Origin of the sequence: Flagellatimonas centrodinii (assembly GCF_016918765.2) — a bacterium.
Lineage (GTDB): Bacteria > Pseudomonadota > Gammaproteobacteria > Nevskiales > Nevskiaceae > Polycyclovorans > Polycyclovorans centrodinii.
This window is the reverse complement of the sequence record NZ_CP092104.1, coordinates 591,404-614,474: the sequence shown is the minus strand read 5'-3', so window position 1 is coordinate 614,474 and position 23,071 is coordinate 591,404. Positions and strand designations below refer to the sequence as shown.

Below are 23,071 nucleotides of genomic sequence, written 5' to 3'. Positions count from 1 at the left end.
GCAGGTTCTTGCGTTACTGCAATAAATTGCAGTCGAGGGTTGCGGGGTCAACACGCGGGTGCGTCAGCGTCACTGCGGCCGTCCGAGTGCAGAAAGAACAGCACGCGAAGGCGCGGGTCCTGGGTACAGCCGTCGACGTAGCCCACCGCGCCGGGGGTCCCTGCCACGCGGGCCACCAGGGCCGCCGGGGAGGCGGCGACATAGGGCGGCAGGATCCCCAGGAAGTACTCCGCGTTCCAGTAGTCCACCAGCGCCGCGGGACTGGCGCCCAGCATCTGGTTGGAGAACTGCAACCGGAGCGGGTGAGCGGCCGGCAGGTTGATTGGGTGAATGCGTCTGCCGTCTGGCCAGAACTGTCGTTTGCGTCGATAGGCCAGTGCAATCATGGCGCGATCTGCGCGCGCGCTTTGATCGGTCGCCGCTACCACAATCGCAAGCGTTGTCGTCGGCTCGCCGCCGCCGGGCGCGGTGACCGGCCCCTCGGCATGGGCGGGCATCAGCAACCCGATCAGCAGCAGTCCGGCCAGCCGTCGCATCTAGAACAGCACCGCCAGCGAGCCCAGCCAGCCTTCCGGCACTCCGGCCGCATTTTCGGTGGCTCGACGATATTCCAGTTTGCCCACCAGACTGCGCGACCAGCGCAGCGTCAGCCCGCCAAGCGTCAGGTGCAGGTCATCCAAGGCTCCGGCACTGTCGAATGACTCATGCCGCAGCACCAGAAACCAACGGGGCGACAGCGGTGCGACCGCCTGCAGGTAGAGCCCTTCCTCATCGGCACGCTGAGTGGTTCGTGACAACACCCGGTGTGCGAATTCGCCGCTCAGCTCCCAGCCCTTCGCCGCGAAGCGAAAGTCTGCGCTGTAGAGGGTTTTTCGGGTCGGATCTCCCGCCTCCTCATAATCAGCGAGTGACAAGCCCAGCTGCCAGTAGGGTCCAAGATCCTGAATCAAACGCAGGCCGTAGGCTTCATTGAATGTCTTGGCGCGGGCTTCCGGAAAAAGTTCTTCGCCCGGCGATGCCCAGGCTGCCCACTCCAGTGCCTGCCCCCGAATCGGCAATACGCCGCGCAACATCGCCCCGGTCGCATTGGTAGGGAAGGTGTCTTCGGTAATCAGCGGCCGCGAGGTCGTCCACGTCAGCGGTGCGGCATGCAGCGGATTCCAGCGGCCGATCGGTGTGAGGAATTTACCGGCACGTAGCTGCAAAGCGTCGGACCGGGCATAGTCGAGATAGGCGCGCTCCAAGACCGGGCGCCCTTCATCAGCGCTGCTATTGCCGGGTTGCAGGCGGACCAGGTTCTTCAGTTCCAGTTCCAGCAAGCCGCTCCAGGCCTGGCGAGATTGCCAGCTGCCGATCAGGCTGACCCGATCGAGCCCGACCCGAGCGGGGGCTTGCAGGGTGTCAGCGGCGACGGCTTCGAGATAGCCGCCGAGTCGGAAGACTTGGCCCCCCAGGTGGAGGGGGGGCAGACCGAGCCCGCTGGACTCGCCGGGCAGCGGATCGATCTCGCCATCCGCTGCAGGCTGCGCCATCAGCAGCGGCGGCGAAAGCAGGGTGACGGCCACCGCAACGCGGATAAGCGGTCGTATCATGCGGAGCAACGCATTCATGGGAGCGGGCGATCAAGCGGGTCGACAATTCTGATAGGGCCCAAGCTGCCGGGAGGCGGCATGCCGAGCGTGCTCCCTCCAGTGTACGCCGCCTGTTGCTGTTGGCGTTTGCTGCAGTCGCGGTACCGCCCGCAGTGCTGATGATGGCGCTGGCCTTCTGGCAAACCCGTGATGTCGTCCGTCGCGAAATCGAGGCCAGTCTTCAGGCTCAGGCTGAGACCGTGGCCGCGAAATTACGCCAGGGGGTTGCTGAGCGCGTGCAGGCCGTAGAGGGGTGGCGAGAGTTGGAGGTCATGCAGGATCTCGCGGTCAATGATGTCGACAAGCGTCTGTCGGCCTTCCTGCTCGACACCCAGCGCCGCAATCCCGCGCTCTTCACCCGATTGGACGCCATCAGTCCGGCCGGCGTGGTGGTGGCCAGTAGTCATCCCGGGGTGCTGGGTCAGGCCGTCGCGCTGCCGCCGGGATGTGGCATGCCGATGTCGGGAACACGCTTGTGCCTGCCAGCCAACCCGGACCGGGAAGATGCGGAGGGCGTCGTCGTGGCCTCCCTCCATTCCCGTTTCGATGACAGACCGCTGGGGGCCCTTCTCGTGCGTCTGGATTGGCGCGAGGAGCAGCAGATTCTGGACCTGGCGGCAGGCGATACTCTGCGAGCCTGGGTGGAGGATGAGGCGGGAACGCGCGTGGTGGCGAGCCGCGGGCTTCGTGAGACTTCAGCGACGTTGATGGGGAATGGCGCATGGCTCACGGCCATGGTCCGTTTGCCTGCGCCCGTGGCAGCGGATGGAGACCAGTGGACGACGCACCTGCAGCAAAGCTATGCGACCGCCTTCGCGCCGATTCGCGGGATGGCATGGGCCTTCGCCGGCTTGCTGGCGCTGGCAGCTGCCCTGATCGTGCTGGCAGCTTCCTGGTTTTCCGGGCGTATAGCGCAGCCACTGGTGCGACTGAGCGAGGCCGCACTGCAGTTGGGCGGGGGAGGGGAGTTGCCCGGGTTGGGCCGTGGCGCGCCACGCGAGATTCACCACTTGCGACAGTCGCTCGCGCGGATGGTCGATGACCTTGAAAGACAGCGACAGACGCTGGTTCGAGCCGCAAAACTGGCCGCGGTCGGCGAGTTCGCGGCTATCATGGCCCACGAGATCCGAACGCCGCTGGGGATTGTCCGAAGTTCCGTTCAGACCATTGACCCGACCCAACTCGATGCAGAAAGTCGTGAGTTGTTGGGCTTCATCGAATCCGAAAGTCAGCGTCTTGAGCGCCTGGTCAACGCCCTGCTTGACCAGGCGCGCGCACGGCCGCCGCAGCGCCAGCCCGAGCATATCGACGCGCTGGTCGCACGGGCGGTGGCCATGGTCAGGCTACAGGCGCGCGACAAGCAGGTGCATATCCAGTTCACGCCAACCGCCGACGATCCCGTGCTGCAGGTCGATGCCGAACAGCTGCTCCAGGTGTTGTTCAATCTTCTCCGCAATGCGATCCAGATTCTTCCCACCGAGGGCCGGATCGAATTGTGCAGTCGCGACGATGCCGAGGGATGGCGACTGACGGTCACCGACAATGGCCCGGGTATTCCGCTGACCGATCATGAGGCCGTGTTCGAGCCTTTCGTTCACCGGAGGGAAGGGGGCACCGGCATCGGACTGGCGGTGGTTCGTGAGATCATCCGGGCGCATGGCGGTGACATCCGGCTGCTGCCGGTTGCGCGCGGTGCCTGCTTTGAAGTCCGTCTGCCTCGGGAGATCTGAAATCGTGTCCGACGCCCTGGGGGTTGCCGCGCTCCACATACTGGTCGTCGATGACGAACCCAGCATGCGGCGCGTGCTGCAGATCATGCTGGAACGCATGGGCCACACGGTGGTGGTCGCGGACGATGGGGTTAGTGCGCTGACCGTTCTGGAATCGGAAAGCGTCGACCTGGTGATCTCTGATCTGCGTATGCCGCGCCTGGACGGTCTGGGGCTGCAGGAAGCCATGCGCGAGCGCCAGATCGCGGTTCCCCTGATCATGATCTCGGCGCACGGCAGTATCGACACGGCGGTCGCCGCGATGCGACTCGGTGCGCTGGACTTCCTTCAACGTCCATTTGACCGGGAAGCGCTTGCGCTGGCCATCGCACGGGTCATGCAGCAAGGCTGGCTGTTGCGACAGAACCGCTTTCTGCGAGAAGCCGTGGCATCCGGTCACTTCGGGTTGATCGGCGAGAGTGCCAGCATGCAGGAGATTCGCAAAGCGGTGGCGCAGGTCGGACCCACCACGGCCAGCGTGCTCCTCACCGGGGAGACCGGCACTGGCAAGGAAGTGGTCGCGCAGGCCTTGCACGACGCTTCGGAGCGGCGCGATCGACTCTTTGTTCCCATCAACTGTGCCGCCATTCCGGCTGACATGCTCGAGAGCGAACTGTTTGGTCACGTCCGCGGTGCCTTTACCGGGGCAGTCGCCGAGCGGGTGGGGCGGTTCGAACTGTCCAGTGGCGGCACACTATTTCTGGACGAAATCACCGAGATGCCAGCTGCGCTGCAAGCCAAATTGCTCCGTGTGCTGCAGGCATCGACCGTAGAACGTCTTGGCTCCAACCAAAGCCGGAAGCTGGATCTTAGGATCGTGGCGGCCAGCAACCGCGACCCCGCGGAGGCCGTTGCGCAGGGGCGGCTGCGTGCGGATTTGCTCTATCGGCTCGACGTGTTCCGGATCCAACTTCCGCCATTGCGCGAGCGACCCGAGGATATCCCGCTGCTGGTACGCCATTTTCTGTCTGTCGATGACGCGCGGGCCCCGCTGCGGATTTCAGCCGGAGCAGAAGCCCAACTTCAGGCCTATGCCTGGCCGGGTAATGTGCGCGAGTTGCGTAACGTCTGCGAGCGTGCGCGCATTGTTGCCGGAGCATCCACACTGTTGGAGGTCCCGCATTTCGGTTTGGCGCCGGCCGCACCTGCCCGGGTGATTTCGGAGGTTGCGGATCCATCAATCGTGGATTTTGACCTTGAGCAGGCGGTATCGCGAACCGAGCAGCGCTATTTGCGCGCCGCGCTGGCCAAGACCGACCGCAACAAGACTCAGGCTGCAGCCCTGCTCGGGATCAGCGAGCGCACCCTCTGGTACAAGCTGAAGCGCCATCAGCTTCGGGATGCCGACGATACGGGTGGGGAGACATGAACGGGATTTAACCTGGGGGACGGCTGCTGGAAAGCCGGGGTCGCGGATGCTGTCGCCCTCACGCTCGCCGGTCCGTCCGTCATGACCCAGATTCCGCTCCTCACCGATTCGCCCGCGACCGGGTTGCAAGCTCCCGCATTGCCCTTGATCTCAGTGCTGATCCCGGCCCAGAACGAGGCCGGGAATGTGGGCCCCCTGCTGACTGAAATCCGGGCTGCACTGGCGGGGCGGTTTGCCTACGAAGTCGTCCTGGTCGACGACGCCAGTACCGACGAGACCTATGGCTGCGCACTTGGCACAGGCGCTCGCATCGGCTGCCCGCTGCAGGTGCTTCGACACGATCGGGCCGCGGGGCAGAGCACGGCTCTGATGACCGCGGCGCGCCATTCCCGCGGTCGTTACCTGGTGACGATCGATGGCGATGGACAGAACGACCCCGCGGATATCCCCGGTCTGATCGAAGCGGCCCAACGTCAGTTTGAGGAGGATTTCTGCATCGCGGGACATCGTGTCCATCGACATGACTCCACCTGGAAGCGCCTGCAGTCACGGATTGCCAACCGGATTCGTGGTGCGTTGCTGCACGATGGCGTACCGGATACCGGCTGCGGGCTGAAGCTGCTGCCGAGGGCGACCTACCTCGCGCTGCCGTACTTCGACCACATGCATCGTTTTCTCCCAGCCTTGGTGCAGGCGCGGGGCGGTTCCGTGACGGTGGTACCGGTTCGGCATCGGCCAAGGTTACAGGGACAGTCCAAATATTCCGCGTGGAATCGCGCATGGGCCGGCGTGGTCGACCTGCTGGGGGTGATGTGGCTGCAGCGCCGCAGTCGCCAGGTTCGGATCGAACGCACGGCGCTGACCGACAGCGCTGCATGAATACGCGGGTATGGCGTGGACTCGGGCTGGCAGCCGTGGTCCTGGCGGGGGGGTATGCGGTGCAGGGGGGTGTCATCGCTTTGCCGGACCGTGACTCGCTCGGCGAGTGGGTGGTGCGAACCGGGCCGCTATTTCTGCCGGCCTTGGTATCGCTGGCAGCCGGCTTCACTGCGGTCGGCGGGCCCCGGCAGGCGGTCGCCGCCCTGTTTGGGTTCGTTTTCGGCCCGCTTGCCGGGACGCTTCTTTCGACCTCGGCGGCGTTGTGTGGGGCCATCCTGGTATTTGTCGTGGCGCGGCACTGTGCTCGCATGCACCTCAGTCCACCCGGCCCGCGCAGTCGTGCCTTGGTGGCATCCATGCGGGCGCGACCGATGCTGAGTGTGCTGACCATCCGTTTGCTCCCCGTCGGCAGCAATCTGCTGACCAACTGGGCGGCCGGGGCCATCGGTGTGCCGCTGCGCAGTTTCGTCATTGGCAGTGGTCTCGGCTATCTGCCGCAGATGTTGATCTTCGCCCTCATCGGCTCTGGTATGGCGATGACTGACCTGTTGCAGCTGTGGTTGGCGGTGGCACTGATGGTGGTAGCGACGGTGCTGGGAAGTCTGCTGCTGCGCCGGGGCGGGCACAACGAATGCAGCGTGAAATCGTGACGCCCGTGCAGTCAGAAACCCTGTGGCGAGCACCCGCCACGCGCTATCTGCTTCTGCTTGCGGTGGTGCTGTTGGCCGTTGGCATCGGGCAGCGCTCGCCGTGGCCGGCCGACGAACCGCGGTTCGCCCAGGTGGCACGTGAGATGGTCGATACGGGTCAGTGGCTGATCCCCATGCGTGGAGGCGAGCCGTATCCGGACAAGCCGCCGGTGTTCATGTGGTCGATCGCCGCGGTGTATAGCGCCATCGGTGATCTGCGCCTGGCGTTCCTGATCCCGAACGCATTGAGCGGGCTCCTGACCCTCGTGCTGGTGATGGATTTGGGGGCACGACTGTGGTCGCCAAGGGTCGGTCGGAAGGCTGCAGTCCTGCTCATGGTGGCGCCACAGTTCCTCATCCAGGCAAAAAATGCGCAGATCGATGCCATGGTCTGCGCTTGGATCACCTTGAGTATGTACGGCCTGCTGCGGCACTGCCTGCTCGGTCCGGCGTGGGGGTGGTACGCACTCGCCTGGGCGGCGATGGGAGCCGGGGTCATCACCAAGGGAGTCGGCTTTCTGCCCGCCCTGGCGTTGCTGCCGCTGGCGTGGCTGGCGTTTCGTGGCCATACGATGCCACGCAAGGCGCTTCAGCCGCTGGCGCTGGCGGGTCCCGTTGTCATGCTGTTGGTAATCGCACTGTGGCTGTTGCCGATGTGGTGGGCCGTCGATGCCAGCGGCGACCCGCTGCTGCACGCCTACCGCGACAATATCCTGCTGAAGCAGACCGCCGAGCGGTATGTGGATCCCTGGATGCACGTAAAGCCTTGGCACTATTTCCTGACCGCCGTGATTCCGGTGCTGTGGTTCCCACTGCCACTGCTGTTGCTCGTCAATGGCCGCCGTCTGTGGCGGGTCCTCCAGCGTGAGCCGGCGATGGTCGTGATGGCGGTTTGGATCGCAATGGTGGTGTTGTTTTTCAGTTTCAGCCCGGGCAAGCGTGGCGTCTATGTACTGCCGGCCTTGCCGATGCTCAGCCTGATGGCCGCGCGCGTGGTGGCGCTGGATGCCGAACCCGCCTGGCTTCGGGTCCTTTTTCGCGCCCTTGCAGGATGCATTGCCCTGGTGCTGTTGGCGGTCGGCGTCGCGGCACTGTTGCATCATCCGAGGGTGATGTCGGCCCTGAGCGGCTATCCGGTGCGGCCACGGGACATCACGGTTCTCGGTTACCTGATGTTGATCTTGGCGGCGACCTGGGCGATCACGCTGGCCGGACTGTGGCACTGGCCGTCCATCCCGCGATGGCTGACGGCGCTTGCCGCAAGTTGGGTCATCGTAGCGGTCGCCGGCTATCCGTTGATCGAGCCACTGAGAACACCGGCGCGGGTGATGGCAGCGGCTCAGGCCGTTCTGCCTGCCGGTGCTGAACTCGGATTGATCGAGCCGAAAGAACAGATCCTGCTGTTCTGGCCAGGGCGGGTCACACATTTTGGCTACAACACGTCGCGCGAAGCTCAGGCGCGGCGCGCCTGGCAGTGGATGGCGGCATCGCCGCAGCGATTCCTGTTGGTTCCCGACGGGCCGGACCTGCCGTGCTTCGATCTGGCGTCTGCGCCCGCGCTGGGGACCGCTCACCGTCGGGACTGGCACTGGCTGAGCCACACGCAGATGAGTGATGGATGCGCGCCGCCAGCGTCATACCGGGCCTTTGTGTCGGGAGGATAGTGCGGCGCACCACATCCAAAGATAGGGGTCCGTCGTTGGCGAGCATCTGATACTCCTGCAACGCTTCGCAGGAGAGTGGCCGTGGCAGATGATCTCAACCATCCGATGGACGGGTTCCCCGTCCGCCCGTTGCAATTCGATGTGGCAAAGCTGACCGCGTCCAGTCGACTGTGGAGCCGGACCTGTCCGGAGTTTTCCATGTTCGTCAATGCGCTGGGGATTCATGTGCCCTACTTCGAGCGCTACCTGGTGCGCACCATGACCAAGGCGAAGACGGAGATCGAGTCGCCGGCCTTGCGCCGCGATATGGCCGCCATCAGTGGCCAGGAAGCACACCACGCGAAAAACTTCATTGCCTACAACCAGTTCCTGGCCACCCAGTATCCGGGTGTAGCGCGATTCGAGGCCGATGCGCGTGATTACTTTTCGGCACGGGCGAAGACGGATTCGCTGAAGCAGATGGTGGGCTTCTCCGCCGGCTATGAGACCTTCACCTTTCTCGGTGGCATGATCGTGCTCGACAATCACGCTCGCTGGTTTGAAGATGCCGACCCGACCATCAAGGCCTTATGGGTCTGGCATCAGGTCGAAGAGGTCGAACATGGAGCGGTGGCGTTCGAGGTCTACCAGCATCTCTATGGCCGCCACGAGCTCTATCGCAAGTGGACCGTGCTCACGGCCCTGTTGCACATTGCCGGCGAGACCTTGAAGGCGTATGTCCACATGGCGAAGGTGGAAGGCTGGTTCCGCAACCCGTTCAGGGGGCTGTGGAAGACGGGGTTCTGCGTGCTCATGCTGCTGCGGTTCGTGCGGGCAGCGCTGCCGGTCTTCAGCCGGCGCTACCACCCCCGGCGGCACCCGCTGGTCACCCAGCGACAGAACCCGATCCAGATCGCCTGGCGCCGCTACCAGCGCCGGGGTGGGGACGTACTCGAGATCGACCGCAACAAGATGGCGGAGATCATGCAGCTGCAGGACTGATGCGGGACGCGGACGGCATTGCCATCACGGCATCAACCGGACGTATCGACCTGCACCACCGCACCGGCGAGTAGCGGACCGAGTACCACCTGACATCCCAGGCGGGTGGAGGGTGTGATCGTGTCGCTGGCGAAGGCCAGCAGGTCCTGCTCGGATGCCGTTGCCGGTGGAAGCCCGCCAAGATCGACCCCGGTGATGCGGACCTGACAGGTCCCACAGGCACAACAGCCGCCGCAATCGCCCCCAATGCCGGCAATCAGGTGCTGGGTCGCAACCGACATCAGGGTCTCGCCGACGCGGCCTTCGACCGGGTGTGAAACGCCGTCGCTGTCGACATAGCAAAAGGAAACCAGGTGGCTTGGGGGCGTGTCGCTGCTACTTGACGGCATGATGTCTCCGGACAGATGGACCGTGGCCAAGGCATGTCAGCGCAAAGTGGCGACCTGCCGATTGAACAGAAAGGCCGCGCAGTCGACGCGGGTCGCGGCGCGTCAGCACGCCGAGATGCACGGCAAGGAGGATCCGTCTGTCACCGCGGGCGTCAACAACGGCGTGCCCGACACGGCACGTCGCTGCGGTGCGAGCCCATGTGCTGCGAATCGGAGTGACAGAGGAAACCATGCCGACAGTGTCTGGCCGAGGAGACACCGTCGCCCCTAACTTCCGGCGGGCTGCGGATGGGGTCGGTTACATCAGTTTCAGTTCACGCGCCCGGCTTGCTGCCGCTGTTCGGTTGCGGACGCCGATCTTGCTGAAAATATTGTGCAGATGCCATTTCACCGTGCCCTCGGAGATCAGGAGGGCATCGGCGAGCTGACGATTGGCCAGACCGGCTTCGACCAATCGCAGCAGCTCGGCCTCCCGCGATGTCAGCGGCTCCAGCACCAGTATGTCGTCCTTGGCCTCGGAATGGGTCGTCCGCGCGGGTGCCCGATCACCGGAGAGCGTGGCCACCAGCAGCGATTCAAGGTCTCGGCGCGCCACCATGTCGCCGGTCAAGGGCGTGTCCGGGCGGCGTTCGCCAATGGCATTCAGTATCGGCAGCAGCGCCGGTCCTGCGCGAGTCAGCGGTAGCGCATGCTGGTCCGCCGCAGCGGTCGCCAGCGCGCGGTCGAGTTCCCGCAATGCGTCGTTGTTGCGCTGCGACTTCCACAAGGCGACCGCCTTCAGGGCGCGAAGGCTCTGCGCCAGGCTCACCCGCTGTGCGCTGTCGAGGCCATGGAGCATGCGGGCAATCTGCCGCAGCGCGCTGTCGATCCGGCCATCGGCCAGGTCGAGGCGAATACGCAACAACCCCAGCGCCTCACGTTCGCCCTGGTGCAGATGAGGCCCAGACAGCGTGTTGTCGGTATCCAGAAGGCGCGCGCGCGCGGTAATCATGGCGGCTGCCTCGGCGTCGCCCTGATCCAGCAAGAGCTCGGCTTCCTCGACCACCAGGTTGACGAACAGACGCTCCTGATGGGTTCCGAGGGCCATGTCCTGCCCCTCTGTCAGAATCCGGCGCGATCGCTCGATGTCGCCCTTCCATGCCGTCACCCGGGCTTCGCTGCGAATTGCCAGCAGCAGGGGCTGCAGCGGGCCAAAAAGCGCACTGAACGTCCGTGCATGGCTGACATGTTCATTGGCCCGGGCGAAGTCGCAGCGCTGGATCGCGATCTCCGCGCTCAGCAACGAGGCGAGACTGACGGTGTAATTGCGGACGCCTTCGCCGTCGGCATGGGTACCGGCGTTGGCACGCCGCGCATGGTGCTCCGCCGCGCCCAGATTGCCGCGCTCGATGTCGACCAGCCCGTGGAGAAAATCTGCCCAGACCGTGGCGTAGTACATGCCGGCGAGCTGTCCGAAGCGTGCGGCATCCTCGGCCGCACGACCGCTGAGTTCAAGCTCGCGCCGGGTCAGGTGGCAGTAGCTGATGGTGTTGCACACGGACGCTGCGAGGAACGGTTGCTGGTCATCCAGACGCGTCCGCAGTTCCAGCCCCAGCCTCAGGGATTCGTCAACCGAGTCGGCAGTGCCCTTGGCCATCACCTGAATCACCATCGACAGCAGTCGGCAGTAGGTTTGACCGGCCGGGTCCAGTCGCCAGTCCGGTGCACCCTGATCCAGCAGCGTGTTGACCTGTTCGCAGAGTCCCTGGGACAGGGCGGCGTCCCGGGAAAAGGCGCGCGACCAGGCGTGACTGAGCAGGATTTCCGGACGGCGTTGATGGAACGTTGTGGGCAGTCGCCGCATCCACTCCAGCACGGTGTAGTGATCGCCGTGGGCCTGTGAAAGCGCCGGTGCATGCGCGGCGATCATTTCGCAGGCCCGGTCGAAATGCTGCCCGTCCAGGGCGTACTGGATCGCCTCGGTCATGTGGCCGTTGCGTTCGCACCATGCGGCGGCGTTGGCACAGACCTGGCGGTAGTCCTCGGGGTTGGACCGACGCAGCGCGTGGCGGAGAAAATCGGAAAACAGATGGTGATACCGATACCAGTTGCCCTGTCGGTCGAGCGACAGGACAAACAGGTTGGCCCGCGACAGGTGCGCGAGCATCTCTCCGCTGGCGGGATCTCCCGATGCCGCATGGCAAAGCTCCGGCGACATCCGGCTTAGCGGCGAGGTTTTCAGCAGGAAGCGGCGCACACTCTCGGGCTGTCCATTGAGAACGGCTTCCATGAGGTAGTCCGTGAGGTCGGTATCGCGCCCCGAGAAGCGTTCGATCAGGTCCCGCGCCGGGCCACGGTGGCGTCGAAGGGCCAGCGCCGCCAGTTGCAAACCGGTTGGCCAGCCTTCGGTGGTGGCGATCAGGGCATCAAGATCCTGTTCGTCCAGCTCCAGATCGTGCGCGCGTGCGAGAAAGGTACGCGCGTCGGCGGCGTTGAAACTGAGATCGGACTGCCGGACTTCGAGTAACCGACCTGCCACCCGTAGGCGTGCCAGATCGAGCAATGGCACCTCCCGGCTCGCAAACGCCACTTTCACGCAGGGCGGCAGCCGAACCAACAGCTTGTTGAGGAATCGCTGAAGCTGTTCGTCGCGCAGGTGCTGCAGATCATCGAGAAACAGCGCGACCGGTTGCTGCAGCGAGGACATCAGCGCAACGATGTCGTTGAACAGGGGCTCGAAATCCCGCGCCGGGTTGGCGCGCGGCAGCTTGATGGTGTCAGGCGACTCGGTCGTGTTGAGCGAACCCAGCGCGGCAATCAGGTAGTTCGTGAAGCTCGCAGGGCTGTCATCCTCAGCGTCGAGGCTGATCCAGCAACTGCGAACACCTTCGGCCAGAAACGACTGGTGAAGCTCGGACAGCAGGGTCGATTTTCCCGAGCCGGCAGCAGCGACCACGCTGAGGACATTCCGGTCGGTATTCGACAGGAAGTCCCGGAACAGCGGCTTGCGGCTGATAAAGCGCTCACCGACCGGCGGCGCGTTGAGCTTTGTTTCAATGAAGCCGGCGGGTTTGTCTCGTCTTGCCAAGGGCTCTCCTCACGCCGCCACACCGTCTGACGACCGAGACGCCATGGGCTTTGCGATAGGGGACCATGGTACCCCTCCTTCCGCGAATGAAGCCTACCTTTTGACAGGGTGGGGGTCGCTTGCGCATCCCTAGGCTGCCCGACATCAAATCAAGATGAGGAGTCGGGACAATGCTGAATCAACAAGCCGGTCGGGTCATCAAGCACGGGATCGCAGCGCTGATCGTCGCGCTCGCAGGCGGATTTGCCCTGATCTTCTCGATGATCCAGGGCATCTCATTTTCGCCCTTGCCGCTGTTCATCGACGTCATCATCCCCGGTTCACCGGAGGGCTGGCGGATTCTGCATGTCGGCATGTTGATGAACGGCCTCATGGCGATCGCGCTGGGCCTGGTACTGGCCCGGTTGAGCGTCACTGCACGCGGTGAGGCTATTGCCGGCTGGGGCATCGTGCTCGCGGTGTGGGGCAACTTTCTGTTCTACCTGTTCGGCATGTTTGCGCCCAATCATGGCGTGACACTCGGCGACAACGTCCTCGGAGAAGGCACGCTGGCCGGCGCTATCGCCTTTTTCCCCGCGCTGCTGGGTGCCGTCTCCCTGACATGTGCCCTGGTGGTGATGTTCAGGGCGCATTTCGCACGCGCCTGACCGGGCGCCCGCAGGCCAGCAGGCGCTGCCGCGACGCAATACCCAACGACACGGAGAACGCCCGGGCGGACCGTCGCGGCCCGCGGTGTTCCAGCAGAGGAGAGACCCCATGAATCGAAAGTATCTGCCGTTGGCGCTGGGCCTGCTGTCGGCCCTGACGCCACTGGCCGCTGCCGTGGCTGCGGTATCCCCCGAGGAGGCTGCACAACTGGGCAAGACGCTGACGGCCGTCGGTGCCGAGCGGGCGGGAAATGCCGACGGTACCATCCCGGAATGGACCCCCTCCGAGCGGAAGGGCGCCCTCAGCGGCGAATACCCGAGTATCCCGGAGATCGAAGCCGAAGCGGCACTGTTTACCATCACCGCCAAGAACATGGCGGACTATGCCGAGCATCTCACCGCCGGGCACCGCGAGCTGCTGACGCGCTTTCCGGACAGCTACAAGATGAAGGTCTATCCCAGCCACCGGACAGTGACCTTTCCGGAAAAGACCCAGCAGGAAACGATCAAGAACGCCACGCGCGCACATCTGGACGGGGTCGACAATCCATCCGGTGCCTACGTCGGCTTCCCGTTTCCGATTCCGAAGTCCGGCGCAGAGCCGATCTGGAACCACCGGGTCAAGTATCGCGGTGACAGCGTGCGGCGCTTCAACAACCAGATGATCGTGCAGCCTGATGGCCACTTCACCCTGACCAAGATCGTCGAGGACGTGAAGTTCACCTATTACGCCGACCCTGATGCCGCCGAGCCGCAGGAGCTCAAGCCCGGCGCCGACTTCATCCGCTATCTGTCGGAAACCGTGTCGCCGCCGCGCTATGCCGGCACCGTCATTCTGGTGCACGAGAAGGCGGGTTTCGGCACCGAGGGTCGGTCGGCGTGGCTGTACGCGCCGGCGCTCAAGCGCATTCGCCGCGCACCGGCGGTGTGCTGCGACAACCCCTATGAGGGCACCGACGGGCACATGTTCTACGACCAGATCGACATGTACAACGGCGTGCTCGAACGCTTCACCTGGAAGCTGGTGGGCAAGCGCGAGATCTATATCCCCTACAACTCGTTCCGCATTGCCGGCCCGAGCGTGAAGTACGCCGATATCGCCGCGCCCAACCACGTCAATCCCGAATTGCCGCGTTACGAACTGCACCGCGTCTGGGTGGTCGAGGCAGAGAACCGCCCGGACCAACGGCACACCTTCAAGAAGCGCCGCTTCTATGTCGACGAGGACAGCTGGAATGTGGTCGCCATCGACAACTATGACCACCAGGACCAGTTGATGCAGTTCCAGGAAGGGCATCTGGTGCCGATCCATGCCTCGCTGTGGGCCAGCACCATTCCCGAGGTGATCTATCACCTCAACTCCGGGCGCTACTTCGTCACCTCGATGATCAACGAGGACCAGCCCTATGACATGTCGCTGGAGATGACCGACCGCAACTTCTCCGCCGAGAACGTGCAGAAGCGGACGTCCAAGTAGCGGCAGTGGCGGGACCACGGATCGGCCCTGCGCGCCTGCTGGCGTCAGGGCCCGAACCGGCCGCAGTAGCGGCACACCATAATGGAGAGGAGAACATGCGGAAGATCATCGCAGCGGTGGTGCTGGCCACCACCCCCCAGCTCGGGATGAGCGCGAGCTTCGATTTCAGCGTTGGCGACACTCCGGTTTCGGCAGTGCTCAACAACACCGTCACCTTCGGTGCCTCATGGCGTATCGAGGACCGCGCCGATGATCTGGTCGGCAAGTCCAGCCTCGACCCACGGGTCTGTTCCGGGGTCTACCAGACCTGCCAGGGCCTGCACCGCGATCAGACCTATCCCGCCGAGCACCTGGCGGCCGCGCCCGGCATGCCCTCGATGAACTTCGACGACGGCAACCTCAACTATGACAAGTGGGACATCACCCAGGCGCCGCTGAAGCTGTCGCAGGATCTCAATATCCGCTTCGGCAATTTCGGCTTCTTCTTCCGCGGCATCGGTATCTACGACGACCTCAACTATCGCGATTTCGGTAGCCGCTACCGTAACCGCATTACCCCGGAGAACACCCTCACCACCGGCAATACCGGTGACCCTCAGGTCTCCAACCGCTACTTCGATCGGGTCCACGGACCGGGCGCCGACGTCACCCTCGACCGCCCTGAGGACGAGGCGCAGGAAATCGGGCTGCGTTTCGACCTGCTGGACGCCAACTTCTACGGCGAGGTGCCGCTGGGTGAGCAGCGCGACCTGCTCTTTCGTATCGGACGCCAGACCGTGAACTGGGGGCAGAGCACGGTGGCGGTGGTCAATAGTGTCAACCAGGCGCAGCCGGTCAACGTCAACAGCCTGCATCGGCTCGGCTTCGGTCTGCTGGAGGAGCTGTTCGTGCCGGTGGGCATGGCGCGGGTATCCACCGACGTCATCGAGGGTCTCAGCGTCGAGGCCTACTACCAGTTCGAATGGGCGCCGGTGGAAATCCCCACGCCCGGCAGCTACATGTCCTTCGTCGATGTCGGCACCGACAATCTGCGCGGGTCGGTCAATGCCTCCTTCGGCGGCTCCGCCGACGATCCCGACCAGGTGGGCCAGCAGCTCGACAACCCGCTGTCGCTGCTGACGCCCACCAGCGTCAACCTTGACCGGCTCGCCGACAACGAGGCACGCGACCAAGGGCAGTACGGGGTATCGTTCAAGTATTACGCCGAGGATCTCAATAACGGCACCGAGTTCGGCCTGTACTTCATGAACTACCACTCGAAGCTGCCCTACGTCAGCTTCTATTCCACCGACGCCAGTTGCGCGCGGGCCGCCGGCAACGCCGCCGGCGTCGATGCCACCAATACGCTGGAGTTTCTCGACGCCTGCCCCAACCTGCCGCTGACACGAAGCCTGGCGACGGTGACCCAGATCGGTCTGGACCTGACCACACTGGCCGTGCAGCGCCCGGGCATCCTTGGTGAGCTGGGGCTGGGGCCGAATCTGGGCACCGCGCTCGGTGCGCTCGGCAACCTGCTGATCCGCCAGCCCGGCGTCGCCGAGAGCGACATGCTGGCGCTGGACAGCGCCAAGGTGCAGCTGGAGTACCCGGAAGACCTGAAGATGTATGGCTTCAGCTTCACCACCACCGCCGGTGAGCTGTCGTTTCAGGGGGAGGTGTCCTACCGGCCCAACGTGCCTCTGCAGGTCGCCATCCTCGATCTTGCCTTCGCTTCCTTCGGGCCGACCCTGACCAGCTGTCACCGCGCGTCGCTGGGCTGCTCCGGCGCCACGGCCGGCCTCGGCTTTGACGAGGCGGGCGACTATGTGGTCTACGAAGGCGACAACTTCACCGATGCCGATGGCAACAATCCCTATCCGGACATGATCAACATGCTGGTCGGCTCGGTACCGGGATCGGCGCGTTCCTTCCCCAACTTCATCATCCCCTACCGCGGTGGCACCGTGGGCGACAACGCGCCCAACAGCTATATCCAGGGCTGGATTCCCGGCAAGGTGATGCAGTACAACCTCGGCGCCACCCAGGTGCTGGGCGCTTCCGACAACTGGATTGGCGCCGATCAGGTGGTGCTGCTCTATGAGCTGGCAGCGACCCATGTGCTGAACCTGCCGGACTTCGATGAACTGCAGATCGAGGGACCGATGAGTGGCGCCACCCACGCCAGCGCCGGTGCGGATGGCAGTGGCGCCGACGGCTCGAAACTGGCCTGCTCGACCAACCCGTCCTGCTCCGTGGGCCCGGACGGGCTGCGCTTCAACCCCACCCAGGCGCCGCGCGATGCCTTCGCCGATGCCTTCTCCTGGGGCTACCGGGTGGTGGGGCGCATCAACTACGAGTCGGTGCTGCCGGGGATCGGCATCCAGCCGCTGTTCATCTGGCAGCATGACATCGGCGGCAATGCACCGGGGCCGGGCGGCAACTTCGTCGAGGGCCGCAAGACCCTCAATCTGCTGCTGGAACTTCGGCTGCAGACGGCATTGTCGTTCACGCTGTCCTACAACAGCTTCTTCGGTGGCGGCAGCAACAACCTGTACCGCGACCGCGACAACCTGGGTGTTTTCGCCAAGTACCTTTTCTGATGCGCCCCCAACCTATCGATAGGGGCCTTGCCCCCGACAGCTTGAAAGACTGCGTGGATGTTTCCAACCGGTTCCCGACACGATGAATGCTCAACCCGCTGACCTTTCCCGTGATCCAGCCTTGATCCATCTCGAGGCGGTCTTCGCACGGCAGGCCGCCGCATTCGAACAGGATCGCAACCCGGGCTTGCCGGAGCGCCTTGAGCGGCTGCGACGCCTGCGGGCGGTGGTGGCCGATCATCGATCGCAGATCATTTCGGCGGTCAATGCCGACTTCGGTAGCCGTGCCGAAGAGGAATCCCGGTTGGCCGAGACTGGCGCCACCCTCACCACAATCGACTACACCATCGCCCGCCTGTCGCGATGGATGAAGCCCCGCCGCCGGGGGACCTCCATCTGGTTCCTGCCCGCGAGCAACGCCATCGTTCCCCAGCCGCTGGGCGTGGTTGGCGTGATGTCACCCTGGAACTACCCGGTCAATCTCGCGCTGGCGCCTCTGGCGACCGCGCTGGCGGCCGGCAACCGGGTGATGGTGAAGATGTCGGAGTTCACACCCGCCACCACGGAGCTGATGCGGTCGCTGGTGGCAGCGGCCTTTGATGACAGTGAAGTCGCCATCATTGGCGGCGAAGCCGATGTCGCGACCGCCTTCTCGGCATTGCCGTTCGATCATCTGCTGTTCACCGGGTCGACTGCCGTCGGGCGGCGGGTCATGATGTCGGCGGCACAGAACCTGACGCCGGTCACGCTGGAGTTGGGTGGCAAGAGCCCGGTGATTGTCGACCAGGACTATCCGGTTGATGAAGCGGCGCACCGGGTGTTGTGGGGCAAGACCACCAATGCCGGGCAGACCTGCGTGGCGCCCGATTACGTGCTGTTGCCGAAGGGGCGAATCCGCGGCTATGTCGATGCCACCCGCCAGCACTACCGGGCGCACTTCCCGCAGGGTGCGACGGATGCCAGTTACACCTCGGTCATCAATGAGCGCCAGTACCAGCGGCTCTCCGCCATCGTCGCCGACGCTCGTGAACGCGGCTGCGATGTGGTTGAGCTGGAAACGGTCACCGACGCCCATCGGCTGGCCCGCAAGTTCCCGCTGACCCTGGTGATCAACCCGCCGGCCGATTCCCGGGTGATGCAGGAAGAACTGTTCGGCCCGGTGATGCCGCTACTGGAATACGACCGCTTTGAGGAGGCGTTGGCGCTGATCAACGGCGGCGACAATCCCCTGGCGATCTATTACTTCGGCCACACGGCCGCCCGCAGGCGAGCGGTGTTGCGCGACACCCTGTCCGGCAGCGCTGCCGTCAACGAAGTGGTGGCGCAGTTTCTGCAGGTGGACCTGCCGTTCGGAGGCGTCGGTGCCAGCGGATTCGGTCGCTACCACGGGGCAGAGGGCTTTGACACCTTTTCGCATCTCAAGCCGATCTTCACGCAGCGTGGCCTCGGCCGCTTTACGGGTCTGAAACTGTTGTATCCCCCTTACAGTAGGCTGGCACATCAATTGATCGCCATGATGAAGGGGTAGGCATGACGCAGGCTTTGAAGCTTTCCGCTGCATTCGAGTATCACGCGCAGTGCCGGCCGGAAGCGCCGATGGTGGACAGTGAGCTGGGCACCCTCACCTATGGCGCTGCCGTGCAGCGTGTCAGCGACATCATCAACGCACTCGAAGGTCTGGGGCTGGGGCCGTCGTCCCGCTTTGGTGTCGTCGCCCGCAACCGCACCGAGACGCTGTTGCTGTTGCTCGCCGCACAGCGTGGCGGGGCGGTGATCGTGCCGATCAATCACCGGCTTTCACCCACCGAAATGGCCTGGATCGTTGCCGATAGTGGCTGTGAGGCCCTGATTGCAGAGCCGGGCTTTGCCAGCGCGCTCGAGCCCCTGCTGCCGGCCTGCGTGAAGCCCGAAGGTCGCATCGTAATGGACGCGGCGATACCGGGATGGACCGCCTTCGATGCTTGGGTGGACGCTGCCCCGGCATCGGGTCAGACCCTGCGCGACGACGCCCCTGAGCGACCCTATCTGCAGATGTACACGTCGGGCACCACCGGGCGTCCCAAGGGCGTGGTGCTCAATGGCCGCAACGGGCTGGCCTGTGCAGTGGCTGCACTGGTCGGGTTCGATGTGGCGGTTCATCCGGGTGAGCGGGCGTATCAGGGGTTCCCGCTGTTTCACATCGGCGGTGTGTTTGCCAGCCTCTGGCTGATCAGTCGCGGGGCCTGTCTGGTCCTGCGATGTGACTTCGATCCGAGGGCGGTGAACGCCATGATGTTATCGGCTGACGTCGCCCATGCGACGCTGGTACCGGCAATGATCCAGGCCTGCGTCGGCATGCCGGCCGATGCTGGCGACGCCACGGGATTTCGCAACATCTTCTATGGCGCCTCGCCAATCAATGCGCCGCTGCTGCGGGCCGCGAACGACCGTTATGGCTGTGATTTTTCGCAGGTCTATGGCATGACCGAAACCCACAGCACCATCGCCATGCTCACCGCGGCTGATCATCGGCGCGCACTCAGCGGCGAACGACCGATGTTGGTGGCGGCGGCCGGGCGGCCGGTTCCCGGTACCACCGTGCGGGTAGTCGATCCGGACGGGGTGGATGTCGAGCCGGGTGCGGTGGGTGAAGTGTGCGTCCGCGGACCGCAGGTCATGGGCGGCTACTGGCAGCGGGACGACGCCAACGCCGAGACCTTCTATGGCAACTTCCTGAGGACCGGTGATGCCGGCTTCATCGATGCCGAGGGTTACGTGCATCTGGTTGACCGACTGAAGGACATCATCGTCAGCGGGGGCGAAAACGTCGCCTCGAAAGAGGTCGAAGCGGTGCTGATGATGCACGCCGATGTCGCTGATGTGGCGGTGATCGGGGTGCCCGACGTGCGCTGGGGTGAGGCGGTGAAGGCCGTTGTCGTCCTGCGTTCCGACACGGTGAGCGACGAGGCGCTGTTCGCACACTGTCGTGAACACCTCGGCGCCTACAAGGTCCCCAAATCGATCGATCGCACGGATGCGCTACCGCGAAACGGTGCTGGCAAGGTACTCAAGACCGTCTTGCGCGAACCCTATTGGCGCGACATCAGCCGTCGCGTCTCCTGACACCTTCCCGGCCGTTCCGCCTCCGTTCCAACACCGAGTTCCAGATGACCTTTGCAGCCAACCTGTTCGAGGGAAAGACCCTGTTTGCCGCCGGAGCCACCAGCGGCATCAATCTGGGTATTGCCAACACCTTCGCGCGTCTGGGCGCAAAGGTATTCGTGCTCAGCCGTTCAGCCGAAAAGGTTGAGACCGCCGTTGCGACACTGCGCGAGACCGGTGCGCAGGCCGATGGCGCGGCGGCCGACGTGCGCGACTATGCGATGGTCAAGGCGGCGGTGGACCGCTGCGCCGAGCGTTTCGGCCCGATCGACTTCGTGCTGTCCGGTGCTGCAGGGAACTTCGTTTCCAGGGCTGCCGACTTGTCGAGCAACGGATTTCGTACGGTGATCGATATCGATCTTGTCGGATCGTTTCATGTCTGCCGGGCTGCCTACGAACACTTGCGCAAGCCCGGGGCCGTGGTCATCAACATCTCCGCGACCCAGTCGTTCACGCCGATGGAAGGCCAGGTTCACGTATGCGCCGCCAAGGCCGGTATCGATGCAATGGCCCGGGTGCTTGCCATCGAGTGGGGCCCCGAAGGCGTGCGTGTGAATACCATCGCGCCGGGACCTGTGGAGGGCACCGAGGGGATGCGCCGGCTGACGCCGTCGGAGGCGCAGCGCAAGATGCTGGCGGACGGCATCCCGCTACGCCGTTACGCCACCATTCAGGAAATTGCCGATACTGCCGTTTTTCTCTGTTCGCCGGCTGGTGGCTACATGAACGGTGAGGTGGTGGTCTGCGATGGTGGTCAGTCACTGCTCGGTGGCAAGAGCTTTTCAGACCTGTGGGCAGCCTGAGCGCCATTGCGTCGGTTCCCCCGTATTCCATGACATTCTCGGAGTTTCCTCATGAACGTGACCCCCGCAGTTGATCGCACCCTTGTCACCTGGCACCGGATGGTGGCCCAGCGCGACATGAGCGCGTTGCCCGGATTGCTGCACCCCGATGCGGTGTTCCGCTCTCCGGCAGCGTTCAACCCCTACCAGGGGGTGGAGGCGCTGACATTGATCCTCACCACGGTGCTGCTGGAGGTGTTCGAGGACTTCACCTATCACCGCGAGTTGGCCAGCGACGATGGCCGCAACGTGGTGCTGGAGTTCAGCGCCAAGGTCGGCGGCCGCGACCTCAAGGGCATCGACATGATCCGCTTCGACGACCACGGCAAGATCACCGACTTTGAAGTGATGGTGCGCCCGGCCAGCGGCCTGCAGGCCCTGGGCGAAACCATGGGCCGGAAGATCGGCGCGCAGTTGGCCGCCTTCAAGAAAGAAGGCTTCTAGCCCCCCGGCGGTCACCGCTCCGGTACTGCCAGACGGCGTGCGATCTCCACCTCGAGTCGCCAGATGCGGTCCTGCCCCCACAGGGTGAAATCCGGCAACCCGGTTGAACCGGGGAGACGGAAGCTGGGCACGCCCCAGCTGCCGGCGGCGATCATCGCTTGCACGTTGGCCTCCATTTCCGGTTCCCAGTCACGATGGTCGAGGCTCGCCAGCGCCCCCGACCAGTCGAGGCCGGCGCGCTCGACAATGTGACGCAGGCCGTCGAGGTTCCAGGCGTTCACCCGTTCTGCCCACACGGCCTGACTGTAGCTCTGCAGATAGGCAAAGCCGCGCCCCTGATCGCGAGCCCACGGAAACAGCGAATAGGCTCGCCGGATCGGCTCGCCGAAGGGGTCCCAGGCATTGCCGAAATCAATCCCGAGGCGCTCCGCCTCGCGCCGCGTGTCCTGCAGGATGTAGGTGGTCTTGCGACGATCGGCCTTGACCCCGCGCATCATCATCGGCAGCACCGGCCGCAGCACCAGGTCGATCGGATAGCGCGTGCACAGGTCAGCGATACGGGTGTAGGCCAGCTGGGTATACGGACTGCGCAGCGAAGGGAAGAACTCCAGCGTCAACCGGCGTCCCGGTACCGGTGCTGGCGGCGGCGGCAGAACCAACTCGGCACTGGGGCCGGGCGCGGCGTCGGCGCGGCGTGCGCCGAGCTGATCGAGCCGGGCTTCCAGATAGTGCAGCCGGTCGAGACCCCAGTACCACTCGCCGCCGTAATGAAACATGCCGCCGAGGTAGTGGCCGAGTCGGTGCCGCAGCCGTGCGCCGTCGGCCAGCCGCGCGGCGGTAGCGTCCGCGTCGGCGGCAGCGTGCTGGTGCACCAGGGTGGCGAGGGCGGCGCCGTCCCCCCGCGCCAGCGCGTCGCCCAGGGCCACCGCCAGCGGCGCCCAGTCGCGCGGTGCCCGGGGTGTACACAGCAGCGCCTGGGCGCGCTGAAGCTGTTCCGCATCAGCCGGTTCGGCTTGCGGGCTGAGCGTCAGCGGTTGCCCGTCGCATCGCCAGAACGGCGCGATGGCGGCAGCGTCAGCCTCTGCCCACTGCCGCCACAGCCGGGGCTCGTGGATGGCGATGGCGGCGGCGTCTGCCACCGGGTGGATCTCCAGCACGATGTCGTAGCGGTCGAGCAGGGCGCCGAGCGCCTGCGCCGCCAGCCGCGAGTAGGGGTCGTCGACCTGATGAAAGTAGTGCACCCGATGCGGCTCGCCGCGTCGTTGGCGTTGCCGTTCTGCACGCTGCCATCGGCGCGATCGCCGCGCCGGGTCGGTGATCAGGCGGATGGCCAGGCTGCGGATGCGGCGGGCGAGGTCGATCATCGGGGTCCTTGGATCGGGGGTGGCGTGAACGGCAAAGCGGGTTAATATAAACACAGTGTAAATAACTGGCGCGACCCCATCACCGGAGTGATCGGGGCGCTGGGCTCACGATCCGAGGAGAGGCTGCATGTCGGCCATC

General features: G+C 64.7%; 18 protein-coding genes. 13 read left to right on the top strand and 5 right to left on the bottom strand.

From position 1 onward, the window contains the following. Positions 1-47: 47 nt before the first annotated feature. Positions 48-536: a hypothetical protein gene (locus tag JN531_RS02930; RefSeq protein WP_228347361.1), complete on the bottom strand. Its 489-nt coding sequence runs from the start codon at positions 534-536 to the stop codon at positions 48-50. Next, a complete protein-coding gene (locus JN531_RS02925) occupies positions 537-1,592 on the bottom strand; it encodes a putative porin (protein ID WP_228347360.1) in 1,056 nt (351 codons plus the stop codon). It lies immediately after the preceding gene. Between the two features lie 158 nt (positions 1,593-1,750). Here JN531_RS02925 and JN531_RS02920 point away from each other — a divergent pair, with 158 nt between their 5' ends. The 6 genes from JN531_RS02920 (at position 1,751) to JN531_RS02895 (ending at position 8,982) form a co-directional block, all read left to right on the top strand. After that, positions 1,751-3,361 carry a sensor histidine kinase gene (locus JN531_RS02920; protein ID WP_228347359.1) on the top strand — a complete coding sequence of 537 codons (1,611 nt, stop codon included), beginning with the start codon at positions 1,751-1,753 and terminating at the stop codon, positions 3,359-3,361. Continuing rightward, on the top strand, positions 3,324-4,769 hold the full coding sequence (locus tag JN531_RS02915) for a sigma-54-dependent transcriptional regulator (protein ID WP_228349967.1): 1,446 nt from the start codon (positions 3,324-3,326) through the stop codon (positions 4,767-4,769). Before JN531_RS02920 ends, JN531_RS02915 begins: the two co-directional genes overlap by 38 nt. A 144-nt stretch (positions 4,770-4,913) precedes the next feature. Further along, entirely contained in the window at positions 4,914-5,648 is a 735-nt protein-coding gene (locus JN531_RS02910) for a glycosyltransferase family 2 protein (RefSeq protein WP_366522409.1), read from the top strand. Then, complete coding sequence (locus JN531_RS02905) at positions 5,645-6,298, top strand: TVP38/TMEM64 family protein (protein ID WP_228347357.1); 654 nt, start codon at positions 5,645-5,647, stop codon at positions 6,296-6,298. The genes JN531_RS02910 and JN531_RS02905 overlap by 4 nt, the downstream gene beginning before the upstream one ends. Next, positions 6,280-8,001, top strand: a complete 1,722-nt coding sequence (locus JN531_RS02900) for an ArnT family glycosyltransferase (protein WP_228347356.1) — start codon at positions 6,280-6,282, stop codon at positions 7,999-8,001. Before JN531_RS02905 ends, JN531_RS02900 begins: the two co-directional genes overlap by 19 nt. Positions 8,002-8,082: 81 nt before the next feature. Then, on the top strand, positions 8,083-8,982 hold the full coding sequence (locus JN531_RS02895; protein ID WP_228347355.1) for a metal-dependent hydrolase: 900 nt from the start codon (positions 8,083-8,085) through the stop codon (positions 8,980-8,982). 32 nt (positions 8,983-9,014) lie between these two features. On the opposite strand, the gene JN531_RS02890 is transcribed toward JN531_RS02895, so the two are convergent. Next, positions 9,015-9,371, bottom strand: a complete 357-nt coding sequence (locus tag JN531_RS02890; protein WP_228347354.1) for a 2Fe-2S iron-sulfur cluster-binding protein — start codon at positions 9,369-9,371, stop codon at positions 9,015-9,017. A gap of 298 nt (positions 9,372-9,669) precedes the next feature. After that, the gene (locus JN531_RS02885; protein ID WP_228347353.1) at positions 9,670-12,438 is read right to left on the bottom strand and encodes a winged helix-turn-helix domain-containing protein; all 2,769 of its coding nucleotides are present in this window, start codon (positions 12,436-12,438) and stop codon (positions 9,670-9,672) included. Between the two features lie 170 nt (positions 12,439-12,608). On the opposite strand from JN531_RS02885, the gene JN531_RS02880 reads away from it, so the two are divergent. The 7 genes from JN531_RS02880 (at position 12,609) to JN531_RS02850 (ending at position 21,568) form a co-directional block, all read left to right on the top strand. Next, the gene (locus JN531_RS02880; RefSeq protein WP_228347352.1) at positions 12,609-13,085 is read left to right on the top strand and encodes a styrene oxide isomerase; all 477 of its coding nucleotides are present in this window, start codon (positions 12,609-12,611) and stop codon (positions 13,083-13,085) included. Positions 13,086-13,194: 109 nt separating this feature from the next. Beyond that, positions 13,195-14,562: a DUF1329 domain-containing protein gene (locus tag JN531_RS02875; RefSeq protein ID WP_228347351.1), complete on the top strand. Its 1,368-nt coding sequence runs from the start codon at positions 13,195-13,197 to the stop codon at positions 14,560-14,562. 95 nt (positions 14,563-14,657) lie between these two features. Beyond that, complete coding sequence (locus tag JN531_RS02870) at positions 14,658-17,141, top strand: DUF1302 domain-containing protein (RefSeq protein WP_228347350.1); 2,484 nt, start codon at positions 14,658-14,660, stop codon at positions 17,139-17,141. Positions 17,142-17,223: 82 nt separating this feature from the next. Continuing rightward, the gene (locus JN531_RS02865) at positions 17,224-18,669 is read left to right on the top strand and encodes a coniferyl aldehyde dehydrogenase (RefSeq protein WP_228347349.1); all 1,446 of its coding nucleotides are present in this window, start codon (positions 17,224-17,226) and stop codon (positions 18,667-18,669) included. Positions 18,670-18,671: 2 nt separating this feature from the next. Further along, positions 18,672-20,243: an AMP-binding protein gene (locus tag JN531_RS02860; RefSeq protein ID WP_228347348.1), complete on the top strand. Its 1,572-nt coding sequence runs from the start codon at positions 18,672-18,674 to the stop codon at positions 20,241-20,243. Positions 20,244-20,287: 44 nt separating this feature from the next. Then, entirely contained in the window at positions 20,288-21,085 is a 798-nt protein-coding gene (locus tag JN531_RS02855) for an SDR family oxidoreductase (protein WP_228347347.1), read from the top strand. A gap of 51 nt (positions 21,086-21,136) precedes the next feature. Further along, complete coding sequence (locus tag JN531_RS02850; protein WP_228347346.1) at positions 21,137-21,568, top strand: nuclear transport factor 2 family protein; 432 nt, start codon at positions 21,137-21,139, stop codon at positions 21,566-21,568. A gap of 11 nt (positions 21,569-21,579) precedes the next feature. Here the strand turns inward: JN531_RS02850 and JN531_RS02845 are convergent, their stop codons facing one another. Continuing rightward, positions 21,580-22,932 (bottom strand): DsbA family protein, encoded by a 1,353-nt coding sequence (locus JN531_RS02845; protein ID WP_228347345.1) that lies wholly within the window; start codon positions 22,930-22,932, stop codon positions 21,580-21,582. Positions 22,933-23,071: the final 139 nt, after the last annotated feature.